Here is a 12407-nt window from a genome sequence, read left to right as displayed (position 1 = left end):
AACAGTCAACAGTCAACTGTCAACTGTCAACTGTCAATTTAAAGCAATCCGATCGAGTGTAGCGGGCCCTGACCCGTAATTAACTCTAGCAATAGTGCCACAAAACCAATCATCGCCACACGACCGTTCCAGACTTCCGCCCCCGTGGTCAAGCCCCACTCCCACTGCTCTTGAGGGTACATTTTCACTTTTTTGGAAGGGCGTATAACATCGGAGAATTTAACGCTGGGAGATTCGATCGACTCGATGACTAAATCAGCCAAGGCTTCAATAAACACCGGATGAGTATTCAGTGCGGGCACTCGGTAGAAATTTTTAATCCCCGATTCTTCTGCTAATTCTCGATACTCCATGTCAATTTCTTGAAGAGTCTCGATGTGTTCGGAAACGAAACTAATCGGAACTACCAACAAATCTTGGACTCCATTTTCTGCCAATTCGGTAATGGCGTCTTCGGTGTAAGGCTTGAGCCATTCCACCGGGCCAACCCGACTTTGATAAGCTAGAGTGTGTTCGTTCGATCGATCCAAATGTTCCATAATCAGACGAGTGCAATCTTCAATCTCGCGCTGATAGGGGTCTCCAGCCTCTTCTACGTAGCTGAGGGGGACGCCGTGGGCGCTGAAAAAGATGTGAACTCGATCGGGATTCGGATTGTGGTCTAGTTGTTGGGCTATCAATTCCGACATTGCCTGAATGTAACCAGGCCGCTGATACCAAGAAGGAATAGCGGTATATTCTATATCCTTGAGGGCCGGATCTTTGCCCCACATTTCTTCTAGCTGCCGGAAGCTAGAACCGCTGGTGCTGATGGAAAATTGAGGATACAGCGGCAAGATTGTCAAATGTTCGATGCGATCGCGCTTAATTTTGGCGAGTGCCTCTTCGGTAAAAGGATGCCAGTAGCGCATCCCCACGTATACTCGAGCATCTTGTCCCTTTTCTTGCAAGAGTTCTTGCAGGGAAGCGGCTTGTTCCTCGGTAATTCGCCGCAAAGGAGAGCCGCCACCGATTTGGCGGTAGTTTTCCTGGGATTTTTGAAAGCGCAGGGTCGAAATCAACCAGGCGAGCGGTTTTTGCATCCACGGAAACGGAATGCGAATGATTTCCGGGTCAGCAAACAAGTTGAACAGGAAAGGACGGACATCCTCGATTTGATCTGGCCCGCCCAAGTTTAATAGCAATACTCCCACACGACCCATAGCGGTTACAGCTCTCCCATCGTCTCAGTTCTGTTACTTATCTTTATGATATAACTTAATAATATCTTAAGTCGATAGCAAGGTATACATAATTTTGACTATAGCAACAATTTTTAGAGATTTAAGTTATCGGTATCAGTGTCTCTAGGATTGCGATCGCACCTCTGGCTGCTTTGAGCGTAGGCGGCAATGCTCGTTTGGGTCACAACGGCCAAGGAAAAATGTACCATCAGCCAATTATTATTTAGAAGCTTTTGCCGACTGTCAGTTTGACAGGAGTACACAGCAGCGTTGCGATGCACGAAATGCAACTGGCGCAATTGCGACAATCTTTCAGGAAGTATACCGCGCGGTCAAGTCCGGTGGTCTATTCATTTGGGTAGATTTTCCTCTGCATACAAATCCGGTATTTAGGTCAGGGTTGGCTGTATTTTTGTGGTTGTTTGAGACTGAAACTGACTTGGGGAGTTTGTTGGCAGAGGTGGGATGGCGATCGTACAATTCCGAAGGAACTCCACAACCAAAACTTTATGCTGACGGCAGCATTCAAGTAATCCAAGTTCAAAAGTCAGTTGACAGTTGTCAGTTGACAGTTGACAGTTGTCATTAGCGCGCGGGGAAGAAACCGGGTTTCTACGAATTTTGGGTTGAGTGACGATAAATATCGGGAGAAACCCGGTTTCTGAGGTCGGCGCGCGCATCTTACTATACTTGTCAACTAATGACTAATGACTAATGACTAATGACTAATGACTAAACAAACTTTTTCGCTTCTGCCAAAGCCGCCTCAAACTTGAGCAATACATCCTTTTCTGTGTGAATAGCTTTCTCTTGTTCCAGCAGCGGGCGGCCAAAGCGAAAAATGCCGTCCTGTTCTACGTGGTCTACATAAGGCAGCGTTTCTGGATGCGGCAAAAATTTTCTGCCGATTGGGTACGGCGTGTGGAAAGAAAAACTAAAATCGGGAAACTTGTCGCTTTTGATTTCGAGATAGTAAAGCGAGTAATAATCTTTGATGTCGGAGTACACGCATTCGCGACACTTATTTACCAATTTGCGGTTCTGATAGAAAAAGTCCCACTTATCCCAATAGTAGCCATCTTTCATCATTTCCTGGTGGTCGTCGCACAGTTCGAGATATAATTTGTCAGAATCCGCCGGACGGTAGAAGTAAAGCATGGCGTAGGGCATTTCAATCAGTAACTTGACTGCTTGATTTTTTCGCTGATACCATTCCTGCTGGTGAGTCTCGTAGACTTCCTTATATTTATTAATTGCTTTAAAGCTGTTGAGCTGATTTTCTTTGGCCCAGCGCGACGCCCAAACTGTCCAGTAAGCTAGCTGGAAGGTTGCTGAAATTTCCGCCGAACCTTGTTCTTTCCAGTCGGCAATGATTTTTTCCCACTCGGAACTAAAAGCTACTCGTGATTGTTCGTTTTCTTCAGGCTTTTCTGTATTGATTGGGGTGGGTATTTCGCGATTATTTTTAATCAGCCCTTTGGGCTCTTTGCGCCAATTATTAATATCGGTTGGCGTTAGACTTAAGATGAATCTTCGGTCGTGAACGGGATATTCTAGATGGATTCCTGATTTGCGGAAAGAGCGGTATTCTAAAATAGGAAGTTTGTCTTGTTCAATCCACTGCTGGCGTTCTGCTGGCGAACACTTGAGTATTTTTTCTAATTCTACCGGATCGACCGCTAATTCACTTTTGAATGTCTCCCAAAATCTTTCTTGTTCGGCGGGATTTGCTTCCAGCAGGGATACAATTCGGTTGACGAGATGATCTGTTTGGTCTTGGCAATTTTCGGGAAGTCCTAAGAAGTCGAGGAGTTTGGTCTTGAGTATTCGTCTGGCAGAGATTAGCTCGGCTAACATGAGAAGCTCCAGTAGAGTCATGACTTGCGCCCTTGAACTGGCAAGATTTTTGCAAGTCTTATATATCTTAATAGATTCTTCTGGGTTGTCGGCAATTGAAATGTCCGCGCGAGCGAAGCTACCCCATTGCGCCTGCGGGCCCGTTGCGGTAGGGAATCGCCCAACCTCGGCCCCCTCCCTAAGCCCAAATACTCAAAACAAGGGCAAAAGACCGATCGACCTTTTGGCTAAATTGGCTAAAATCGATAATTGCGATCGCGCACCCACAAACTCACAGGCACAGCATGGCCTGTTTTGTCAACCTTTACTTCTACCAAAAATGATTGTCGCTGCTTCCTTTGAGCTTCGCTAATCTCCTGATTGACTTTTTCCCTTTCATCCTCTGGCATATAATAAGTTTCTAAGCCGTATTCCATCTGCCAACCGTTATATTTGCCCTTAATTGCGATTTGGTTGGCGGGCAAATTAACGGGATTTTCCAGACTGACGCGGACGGGTTTCCAAGCTTGGGGGCGGCCGGGATTAGTCGCGGCTTTTGGCGCTTCTAAGATTACATAAAAACTGGTTTGTGGTTTGAGATTGTGCGTATTTTTTGGACAAACAATTCCGGGCGGACAAGGTTTTTTTTCGGTAGGTAAATCTTTCCAGTCGGGGAGTTTTTGGAGATTTGTGAGATCGGAAATATCATATCTCAAAACTTGGTAATATCCGCGCAAAAAGTCGTAAGGGTCTACTGGTGCTGTTTGCAGGACAACTGTTTTGCCAGTAATAAAAGTGTAAACTGCGGTCGCGGGTACGGCGGCAATTAGTCCGATTTGCAGCAGCAAAGGAACCCACATTCGCCACGCAGGAAGGCGTTTTGCTTCCGGGGGAAGCTGAAACAGATTTGTTGTATCTGGATTTTCAACTAATAAGTCAATGTTGTTTGTGTTCATGTTATGTATGGGTTATATTGTTTACGGTTGTTTCGGAATGATTAAACCACAGAGAACGCAGAGGGCGCTGAGTTAGAGAAGAGAGAGATGAATAATTTCTATTCATCGGGGATTTTTGCGAAGTGGCGCTCGAACCACAAACCAGCAGCAATTACGCCTATTCCACACAAAACAAAGACAAATGATTTGAGCAACAATCCTGTGTTATATTCAAATACTCTGCTGATAATTTGCAGGGTAATTAATACCATGCCTCCCCAAAAAGTCCGGCGGTTTCCTAATGCTAAACCTTCTCGGATTAAGCCGACAGCGAGCAAAAATGATAAAACATTGAACAGAAAAGTTGCTAATTGAGGAAGGGGAGTAAAATTGAGGTGAATAAGCGGTATTAAGGCGCTGGCGAGGATTAAAATGCCGATCGCACTTGTAGTCAAATCCACTGCTTTTTGTCTTGGTCGCCGCAGTTCCAAACGTCCCAAGCGCAGCCACTCAAACACCGTGAAACCGCCCAAAACAGCCACATTTGCCAGCAAAACCCAATCTGGCTGAGTTGAGGCAGGATTCGGCGAATCTTGCCACAACCAGTGGAAAGAAAGAAAATAAAACAAACTGGCGAGAAACAGCAGTGCTAAACTGCGGGCGGTAGGTTGAAACAGCTTGCTGCGTACCTTCGGCCAGATTGCATCGTCGTATCCCCACAGCAAAGCGGGTGGTAGGGCACAAAAAATTGCTGTACCCCAGGTTTGATTTAACCCTTGGACTATAGAAACTTGTAGGGAGAAAATTATCGCGATCGCACCTATGGCAAAAATAGCACGCGATCGACACCAATAAGCCAGCGGCACAAACATTATACTGGCTGCGATCGGCATTTGCCGCACCAAAACTTCCAGCCAAGAAAACTCGACTTTGGAAGACCAATCTAACACGGCAAACCAATAGCCCCAACCGATTAAAAGTGCGGACAAAACGCCCAAAGAAGTCAACCGCAAACTGTAAGCCATTCCGAGCACGCCGATTCCCCAAGCAAGGAAAAGTCCGTATGAAGAACCGCCAATATGGAACATTTGCGCCATCAAAGCCATATTTGCTCCTAAAATCAGAGATCCTAACAGCAACAATCCTTCACCTAGGAGTTTGTTTCGCCCTTTTGTTGCGGGCAAATTGAAATTGGAGTTTTGGCTTCGGGATGGGGGAATTCGCCACAGATAGAAACCCGCTGCATTGACTGCTACGAAAAGACTTAGCAGCAGCGCAACTCTCACTTCCCGCGACCAAACTTGCCAGTTTGCCGCTACAAAGGTGATGACTCCTATACCGAGGAGAATGCCGCCGAGACTCATCAGAATGCTGAGGAAACGGTTGCGGGAGGCGGTTTCGAGTGTGTTGAATTGGTAGCGTTCCGAAAGTTGTTGGTAGAATGAAGTGTCGATGAGTCCTTCTGCTTCCCAGAGTTTGGCTTCTTCCCGCAACTCGCGCCGAAATTTATCTGAAATCATTGTTTATATTCCAGAGGATTTGAACTGTGATAGTTTTTAATATGTCACTTGTGCGTCGATTGTCGATGGAGGCTGGGACACCTGCTGAACTTGCACAGCAGATTTGATTGATATCCTTCGGCTGTTGAAACCGTTTCTACATAAACAAACTCCCAGCAGAAAGGAACGAATAAATCAAGGAATGTAATATTATGGTACAAGCTCAATCTAAAAAATTAACTTTTGACGAGTACCTTAATTACTCACATGATACGGGTCAACGCTATGAGTTAATTGATGGGGAGTTAATAGCTTTGCCACCAGAATATGAACCTAATAATTTCATTGCTAATTATCTATTTTTCTATCTTGCTAGCAGCGGGCTAGTGCCACTCAGGCTGATTAAAACGCATAATTGCGAGGTTCAAGTTGCCGTTTTGCGTTGGCGAAGCCCTCGAAGAGGATCGGGAGATGCGGCCAACCGCTACCCCGATTTGATAATTCTGGAACCTGAACACATTCCGCTGACAGCAACCAGGCTAACTATCACTTTCGATATGCTGCCTCCTCGGTTTGTTGTGGAGGTAGTGAGTCCGGGTAGAGTAGGCAGCGATCGGGATTACGATCGCAAACGAGCTCAGTACGCAGCGCGGGGCATCGCAGAGTATTGGGCGATCGATCCAATTGAACAAGTAGTGACGGTTTTGCGGCTTGAGGAGGGGCAATATGTTGAGGTTGGGGTATTTCGGGATGGAGAGGCGATCGTATCTCCGATGTTTCCACAGCTAAGTTTGACGGTTCAACAGATTTTGAGTGGAGAGGTTTAAGGGCGGATCGATAGCTAATTGGTTAGCATTCATCTAACCACCTACGGATTAGTGAAAATCTCCACCCTCAACCTGATTGAGGCCATGTTTCAATCCCTGATAGGGATTTAGGTTGATTGCAACCTGTAAGTTTCGCTAACAGTCACACCCTTTTTAGATAGTGACGTGAGAATATCACCAACCTTACTTTGCTAAATAAATCTAGGCGGGGAAAATCCTATTGTAAATTTTGACTTAAATAGCAGAAATTATGTATAAGAAATCTTAGGAAAATCTGGAAATTTTGAAAAATCATAATTAGTTACAATAGCTCTGTTGACAAGCGAATTTGGAGGGTTTTTCCCATAATGCTTTCTACATAAATATAAACCTTCTTTTGCTTTCCAGTTTTTAGGAAAATGTTCGGGTAACTTGTCTTTTAAAAACTTCACACCATATTGATCAATCAAATTTTTATTAACCATCTCAGATATTAAATTTTCACGGTTCTCATGCGGGAAAGTCCTAAAACAAACATTTAAGTTATAGGAAGGCTTTTTAGAAGTAAAATCTTCAATAAAAAATTGTTTTTCAATCATATTGTCAATTTCAGTTGAATGAATGCAGAATACATAAATGTTTTTGATTGAATATCCAAAAGGTATCATAAACACAAAAGCCAATGCTGAATTGGGATATTCTTGAAGTATTTCAAGGTTTTCTCGGGTTATTGAATAAAAAAATTGATACTCTTTTCTGTCATTAGGGCCTTTTAATGTGTGCTGTTGTTGCAAGCGATAAGACTTTACTTGAAAACCAAAAGGAAATGAATTATCATAATTTTTTTTACTTTTTAATTTTTTAAACTGATTTGTAGCTACAAGATCAATTCCAAAATCGGCAGGCAACCTAAAAGCCTCAAAACCATACTCAAATAGTTGTGCAGTTATAAAGTTTTCTGCTGAATAACCCCTATACAATTTATCAAAAAAATCACTATTCATGGTTTTTAACTTATAGTTGAGTAGTCCAACACATTTTCTCATATTAAATATAAAGCTAACCACACCTCGTCAACTTGTGAATTACTAGAGCGCCACCGCTCCGACCCTGCCAACCTGTGCGACCGCTAGACCGTGCCAGCCTCTCCGACCGCTCCGACCGCCACCGCTCCGACCGTGCCAGCCTCTCCGACCGCTCCGACCGTGCCAGCGCTGCGATCATAGCAGCATGATGTTTAACGTAAAAAAGCTAGACCGAAAGCTTCGATAGCTCTCACTAAAATTTAGTTGTTGCATAGATATAATATCTTTTTAAAAACTTGTTTTCATTAATGATAGTTTGTATATTAGATTGATTCACTATCTCCTGGATTGTTTTACCACTATCAACTTCTATAAGAAATAAAATATTATATAAGTCTTGATATTTACTGTAAATCTTTTCAATGACAGCATTGTAGCTGTTATTTATTCCTGATGTAGATGTAAATTTTAATATAATTCTATATGAAAGATGTGTAGTAGTATGGTATAAATTTATAACTTTTTCTTTAGGTGCATATTTCACCCTTAAAGGACTATTATTCAAATATTGCTCAAGTAATTCTAATAAAATAAGCTGTCCTTTTTCTTCCTCTTTAGGTTCTCTTCCAGGTCTATAAAAAGCACGCTCTAATCCTAAGTTTACTAATTCACGAAAGTGTTCACATATTTTTTCAACAATTTCTTTGTTATTAATAAAATTTTTACCACTCGAATCGGTAAGTTTCAGAGGAAAACGTTCAGCATAGTTTCTAGCGGTATCATGCCATTTAAACACATCGTTAGGATCGTTTTTAAAGTCGTATGATTTCGCCTCTTTAGCTTTATATTTGCTAATAAAATCCCTCATTATTTCAGGATGTTTAAGAACAACATCTCTAAAAACAGTTTTATTTTTAGTAAGTTGTTTATATGATGGTGATAAATAAGTGTATTTAGTAATCTTTTTATTTATATAATTTCTAAGTTCATAATTATGATATGTTACACGCTCTCTGTCTTCCCAAGAACGAGCAACTGGAAGCGAAGTTAATATATCTTCAGGTACTAAAAGAAAACCTTGACCAGGGTTTGCGTGAATTAGATTTGAACAACAAGGTAAACTATCATAATTTTCCCCACCAATCAATGTTGATTTTTTCGATGTTGGTAAATTTAAATCTTTAGCAATACGACGTGAAAATTGGACTAAATCTGATAACAATATCCAAAATATCATGTCACTAATTCTATCAGCACCATACTTTTGTTCAAAAACTCCTGCTAGTTCAAAAATAATAGGATCTTTTATTCCTTTTTTCACTATATCTATAACAGTTGTTGATAAGTTTGTTGCTAGTATAGGGCCAATCCCTTTACCTGAATTATGATTGATTGAATATCCTAATCCTGTAAGGGGTATTTCAGGAAATTTTAAATTTTCAATAATCTCAGCTTTTTTTAACGTTTTTTCTTCACAATCATCTTGATATTCTAAAAATTTCAATATGTTTTTTAAGACATTATCAAAATAATTTAAAACTGTTTGATCTGTACCTTGTAATTCTTTAACAGATGTGTGTGGTAATAACCTTGGATCTACATACAACTCAGAGTCGATGTCAACGAATCCATTATAAACATTATACTCTCTTAATAATGTTGGAGAAATTTGAAATATATCACTAATTCTTTGAGGCATATTTTTAATAATAACTGTTTAAAACTTTTATGATTTCCCGATTAAAAACCTATAATAATTTATCTGTAATACACATCAACTATTTACTTAACAATTCTAAACTTTATCAGACGGGTCTAGTGTCAGATTTTCACTCACACCTGTGACGCAAAAAAGCTAGAGCGCTCCGACCTCTCCGACCGACACTGCCTGCCACCGCTCCGACACTGCCTGCCACCGCTCCGACTGTTGCGACCGTGCCACCGTGCCAGCCGTGCAGCCGTGCCATCGGTGCGAGTGCAAGTGCGAATGCAGCCGTGCCTATGCCAGCGCTGCGAGTGAAGCCGTGAGAGTCGATCGCCGTGCAGCCGTGAGAGTCGATCGCCCCGTTGCCTCGGAGTCATCCGATCGCCCTGTTGAATCTGGCAATTTGAAGGGGTAACGACAGACTAAAAAAATTACCGCCTCAAAAAAACACCTACCCACAGGCGCAAATTTTATCCATCAACCCGATTTAAATTCCAGTCGTAAGGCAAAAAAACGATCGCCCATCCATCACCCACAGCCGCCTCCGGCCCCAAATAACCGCCCACATAATCAGCCACCGAACCCGCCGCCTTTACAAAATCCTCGCCGTACCACTTAAAAATCTTGCTCAAATAAAGCGTCTTTTTCTCGGCATCATATCGCACCTTATCAGGATTGTGAATAAAACGGCTGGCATCCGCTTCTAGTTGAGTCCGTACCGACTCCGGGAAATAAGCCCCCCGGCGCAGCAGCGGGCACCCGACAGAAGCGCAAACTAATGCAAAATGGATGCGCGGTTCCGCAAATTCCGGCCGCAAAATTGCGTGTTCGATTTGATTGAGACTGTACTTTTTGCCGCCAACAATCGTATTTGAACGAGTGAAAAAATCCAAAAAACTCAGCCAGTTGGGAATTCCCAAAACCTTGGGACGGATCGACGCGATCGGATATACTTCCAGAACTTGAGAAATTGCGATCGCATTATACGCATTCAGCCACAACGCCAGCCGCGCATCCGCATCAGTACCATCCGCCAAATCCACATCGGCCAAACTTTCCAGCCACCCCCTCAAAACATCCGCCCCCTCAGCTTTCCAGCCCCGATAATTGACGCGGCCGAAATCGTCAACGTAGCGTTGCAGCAACTCGTCCCAAATCGTAAAGTCGATCGTACCGATCATTTATTACTATCCCTAATGTAAGGCGGGCATTGCTTTAGCTTCTGCTTCTATTTAATACTAGCCTCAACCCAAATAACACCTGCAACCTGAGCATTTTTTTGATTAACCCCCTCAAACGGGCTCTGGATTAAATTAGCTTGAGTAAAATTAGCGCATTGTAAATTAGCTTGCAGCCAAGCAGCCCCGCTCAAATTTGCCCTGGATCAATTAGCTTGTCTAAAATTTGCTGCTCTCAAATCTGCCCCTTGCAAATTCGCATTTACTAAACTCGCGTACCGCAGGGAATGCTGATCAAATCACCGCCCGGACACTGGTTAGTTTACCACAACTAATTGACTTGCTGCGGCTTAGGTGAAATCACTGGTGTAGCCAACCCAAAAATCATTCCAGATGAAACTGCTCCCAAAGTTACAGATTTCCTGCTCTTTACATTCTACAATCTTAAAAGATTCTTAATTTCAATTTCAACGGGGATCGGTTTCTTCCGGCACAACACCCCTCTCACTTTGAGCTGCATTTTTTTTAATTTCCCTTACCTTCCTAACAAATTATGACGGATCAAACCAACTTTTTCGATAAACTGTTAGCGGCTGTTGAAAGCAATCAAAGTTTGCTGTATTTAGCCCTCGACCCCGACCCGGAAACCTTGCCCCCGCAGGTTTCCATGACTGGGGAAGAGACTCAAATTTATGTAACTGATTTGTTGTCAAAGCTAAAAAGTGCGATCGACCAAACAGCCGATTTAATCTGTGCCTGCAAAATCACCCTCGGTTTTTACCAATCTCTCGGTATTCCCGGTTGGGCATTGCTGCAAGAAATTTTAACAATTATTCCCCCTCACCTGCCAGTAATTTTAGATGCCAAACACTGCGATTTAAATACCAGCACAGTGTTTGCCAAAATTGTATTTCAAGACTGGCGAGTTGACGCTATTACCTTAAGTCCCTATGCCGGATTCGACCAAGTAGCGCCATTTTTGTTATACGCTGGAAAAACTGTTTTTGTCCTCTGTGCTACCGCCAACCCGTCAGGGGCTGCTTTGCAAGAATATCCGACGCAAAACAACCCTTTTTACTTGCAATTAGTCCGACTCTCTCAAACTTGGGGAACTCCCGAAAAACTCGGTTTAGAAGTAGGAGTAATGCCGGATATGTTAGCCCGCATCCGCAAAGAGGCTCCTGAACGCCTAATTTTAGTCGAAGGAGACATCGCCGAAGAAAATGACTTGACAGAAGAAAACGACCTCGCACAACTGCTGGCAGTCGGTTTAAGCACAAATGGTGACGGTTTGCTGCTGCCAGTCCCCCCAAGTTTATTAGCGGGGAAAGAGCCGCGCCAAGAAATTGAGAAATTGCGGGATAGTATTAATAAACAGAGGGTGCGGGCGATCGAAGGTAGTCCCACTTGCGAATTGTGGCTGCCGGATGTTTGCTTTTTGCAACCGGAACCTCACCGCGATTTAATCTTGCAACTTTATGACATCGGCTGCGTAGTTTTTGGCGACCACGTACAAGCATCGGGAGCCGTATTTCCATATTACATCGACTTGCGGAAAATAATTTCTATTCCGCAAATTTTCCATCAAATTGTCAGCGCTTATGCAGACATTCTCAAGGATTTAAAATTCGATCGCATTGCCGGAATTCCCTACGGTTCTTTACCCACAGCAACGGGTTTAGCATTGCGGATGGAACGCCCGATGATTTTCCCGCGCAAGGAGGTGAAAACTTACGGGGCGGGCAAATTGATTGAGGGGCATTTTCAGGCAGGAGAAACGATTGTCGTAGTCGATGATATTTTGATTAGTGGCAAAAGCGTGATGGAAGGCGCGGCTAAGTTAAAATCGGCTGGGTTGAATGTGGAAGATATCGTGGTATTAATCGACCACGAACAGGGAGTCAAAGATAAGATGCAGGCTAATGGTTATCGCGCACATTCTGTGTTAGCGCTTTCGGAAATAGCTGAAGTTTTGTATCGAGCAAATCGCATTGATACCGAGCAATTCAATCTTTTGACAGCGGAACATTAAACCCCAATTCCTGTAGGGGCGGGTTCGCCCGGATCTATAAAACTCACAAAAAATCATCATAAACCCGCCCCCACCAACGAATAATTCACATCAATTCCTGTAGGGGCGGGTTCGCCCGGATCTATAAAACTCACAAAAAATCATCATAAACCCGCCCCCACCAACGAA

General features: G+C 43.2%; 13 protein-coding genes. 3 read left to right on the top strand and 10 right to left on the bottom strand.

Annotated elements, in window-relative coordinates; translation table 11 throughout:
* Nucleotides 1-38 precede the first annotated feature (38 nt).
* Nucleotides 39-1202, bottom strand: coding sequence for a ferrochelatase (gene hemH / locus QT973_RS01350; RefSeq protein WP_333053672.1), 1164 nt, complete (start codon nucleotides 1200-1202; stop codon nucleotides 39-41).
* Nucleotides 1203-1623: 421 nt separating this feature from the next.
* Here hemH and QT973_RS01345 point away from each other — a divergent pair, with 421 nt between their 5' ends.
* Entirely contained in the window at nucleotides 1624-1812 is a 189-nt protein-coding gene (locus tag QT973_RS01345) for a hypothetical protein (protein ID WP_333053671.1), read from the top strand.
* A 143-nt stretch (nucleotides 1813-1955) separates the two neighbouring features.
* On the opposite strand, the gene QT973_RS01340 is transcribed toward QT973_RS01345, so the two are convergent.
* The 3 genes from QT973_RS01340 to QT973_RS01330 all read right to left on the bottom strand — a co-directional run bounded on the left by QT973_RS01340 (nucleotide 1956) and on the right by QT973_RS01330 (nucleotide 5514).
* A complete protein-coding gene (locus QT973_RS01340) occupies nucleotides 1956-3080 on the bottom strand; it encodes a hypothetical protein (RefSeq protein WP_333373267.1) in 1125 nt (374 codons plus the stop codon).
* Between the two features lie 236 nt (nucleotides 3081-3316).
* Nucleotides 3317-4015: a GDYXXLXY domain-containing protein gene (locus tag QT973_RS01335; RefSeq protein ID WP_333208158.1), complete on the bottom strand. Its 699-nt coding sequence runs from the start codon at nucleotides 4013-4015 to the stop codon at nucleotides 3317-3319.
* A 98-nt stretch (nucleotides 4016-4113) separates the two neighbouring features.
* Nucleotides 4114-5514 (bottom strand): DUF2157 domain-containing protein, encoded by a 1401-nt coding sequence (locus tag QT973_RS01330; protein ID WP_333338474.1) that lies wholly within the window; start codon nucleotides 5512-5514, stop codon nucleotides 4114-4116.
* 191 nt (nucleotides 5515-5705) lie between these two features.
* Here QT973_RS01330 and QT973_RS01325 point away from each other — a divergent pair, with 191 nt between their 5' ends.
* Complete coding sequence (locus QT973_RS01325; protein WP_333390379.1) at nucleotides 5706-6320, top strand: Uma2 family endonuclease; 615 nt, start codon at nucleotides 5706-5708, stop codon at nucleotides 6318-6320.
* A gap of 248 nt (nucleotides 6321-6568) precedes the next feature.
* Here QT973_RS01325 and QT973_RS01320 read toward each other — a convergent pair whose 3' ends face one another.
* The 6 genes from QT973_RS01320 to QT973_RS26970 form a co-directional block, all read right to left on the bottom strand.
* A complete protein-coding gene (locus QT973_RS01320) occupies nucleotides 6569-7303 on the bottom strand; it encodes a hypothetical protein (RefSeq protein ID WP_333390376.1) in 735 nt (244 codons plus the stop codon).
* Nucleotides 7304-7577: 274 nt separating this feature from the next.
* On the bottom strand, nucleotides 7578-9023 hold the full coding sequence (locus tag QT973_RS01315; RefSeq protein WP_333390374.1) for a hypothetical protein: 1446 nt from the start codon (nucleotides 9021-9023) through the stop codon (nucleotides 7578-7580).
* Between the two features lie 134 nt (nucleotides 9024-9157).
* The gene (locus QT973_RS01310; RefSeq protein WP_333390372.1) at nucleotides 9158-9406 is read right to left on the bottom strand and encodes a hypothetical protein; all 249 of its coding nucleotides are present in this window, start codon (nucleotides 9404-9406) and stop codon (nucleotides 9158-9160) included.
* Nucleotides 9407-9499: 93 nt separating this feature from the next.
* Nucleotides 9500-10210, bottom strand: a complete 711-nt coding sequence (locus QT973_RS01305) for a DUF547 domain-containing protein (RefSeq protein ID WP_333390369.1) — start codon at nucleotides 10208-10210, stop codon at nucleotides 9500-9502.
* A gap of 47 nt (nucleotides 10211-10257) precedes the next feature.
* Entirely contained in the window at nucleotides 10258-10401 is a 144-nt protein-coding gene (locus QT973_RS26975) for a pentapeptide repeat-containing protein (RefSeq protein WP_445305683.1), read from the bottom strand.
* 12 nt (nucleotides 10402-10413) lie between these two features.
* A complete protein-coding gene (locus QT973_RS26970; protein WP_333293403.1) occupies nucleotides 10414-10491 on the bottom strand; it encodes a pentapeptide repeat-containing protein in 78 nt (25 codons plus the stop codon).
* A gap of 269 nt (nucleotides 10492-10760) precedes the next feature.
* On the opposite strand from QT973_RS26970, the gene QT973_RS01300 reads away from it, so the two are divergent.
* The gene (locus QT973_RS01300; protein WP_333390366.1) at nucleotides 10761-12239 is read left to right on the top strand and encodes a bifunctional orotidine-5'-phosphate decarboxylase/orotate phosphoribosyltransferase; all 1479 of its coding nucleotides are present in this window, start codon (nucleotides 10761-10763) and stop codon (nucleotides 12237-12239) included.
* The last annotated feature ends 168 nt before the right edge of the window (nucleotides 12240-12407 follow it).

The organism is Microcoleus sp. Z1_A1 (assembly GCF_036700305.1).
Classification (GTDB): Bacteria; Cyanobacteriota; Cyanobacteriia; order Cyanobacteriales; family Microcoleaceae; genus Microcoleus.
This window is presented reverse-complemented; position numbering and strand designations above follow the sequence as displayed.

Bases quoted from the DNA above. Each gene is read 5' to 3' on its own strand.
- hemH (WP_333053672.1), bottom strand. From the start codon at position 1,202: ATGGGTCGTGTGGGAGTATTGCTATTAAACTTGGGCGGGCCAGATCAA.
- QT973_RS01340 (WP_333373267.1), bottom strand. From the start codon at position 3,080: ATGTTAGCCGAGCTAATCTCTGCCAGACGAATACTCAAGACCAAACTC.
- QT973_RS01335 (WP_333208158.1), bottom strand. From the start codon at position 4,015: ATGAACACAAACAACATTGACTTATTAGTTGAAAATCCAGATACAACA.
- QT973_RS01330 (WP_333338474.1), bottom strand. From the start codon at position 5,514: ATGATTTCAGATAAATTTCGGCGCGAGTTGCGGGAAGAAGCCAAACTC.
- QT973_RS01325 (WP_333390379.1), top strand. From the start codon at position 5,706: ATGGTACAAGCTCAATCTAAAAAATTAACTTTTGACGAGTACCTTAAT.
- QT973_RS01320 (WP_333390376.1), bottom strand. From the start codon at position 7,303: ATGAATAGTGATTTTTTTGATAAATTGTATAGGGGTTATTCAGCAGAA.
- QT973_RS01315 (WP_333390374.1), bottom strand. From the start codon at position 9,023: ATGCCTCAAAGAATTAGTGATATATTTCAAATTTCTCCAACATTATTA.
- QT973_RS01310 (WP_333390372.1), bottom strand. From the start codon at position 9,406: ATGACTCCGAGGCAACGGGGCGATCGACTCTCACGGCTGCACGGCGAT.
- QT973_RS01305 (WP_333390369.1), bottom strand. From the start codon at position 10,210: ATGATCGGTACGATCGACTTTACGATTTGGGACGAGTTGCTGCAACGC.
- QT973_RS01300 (WP_333390366.1), top strand. From the start codon at position 10,761: ATGACGGATCAAACCAACTTTTTCGATAAACTGTTAGCGGCTGTTGAA.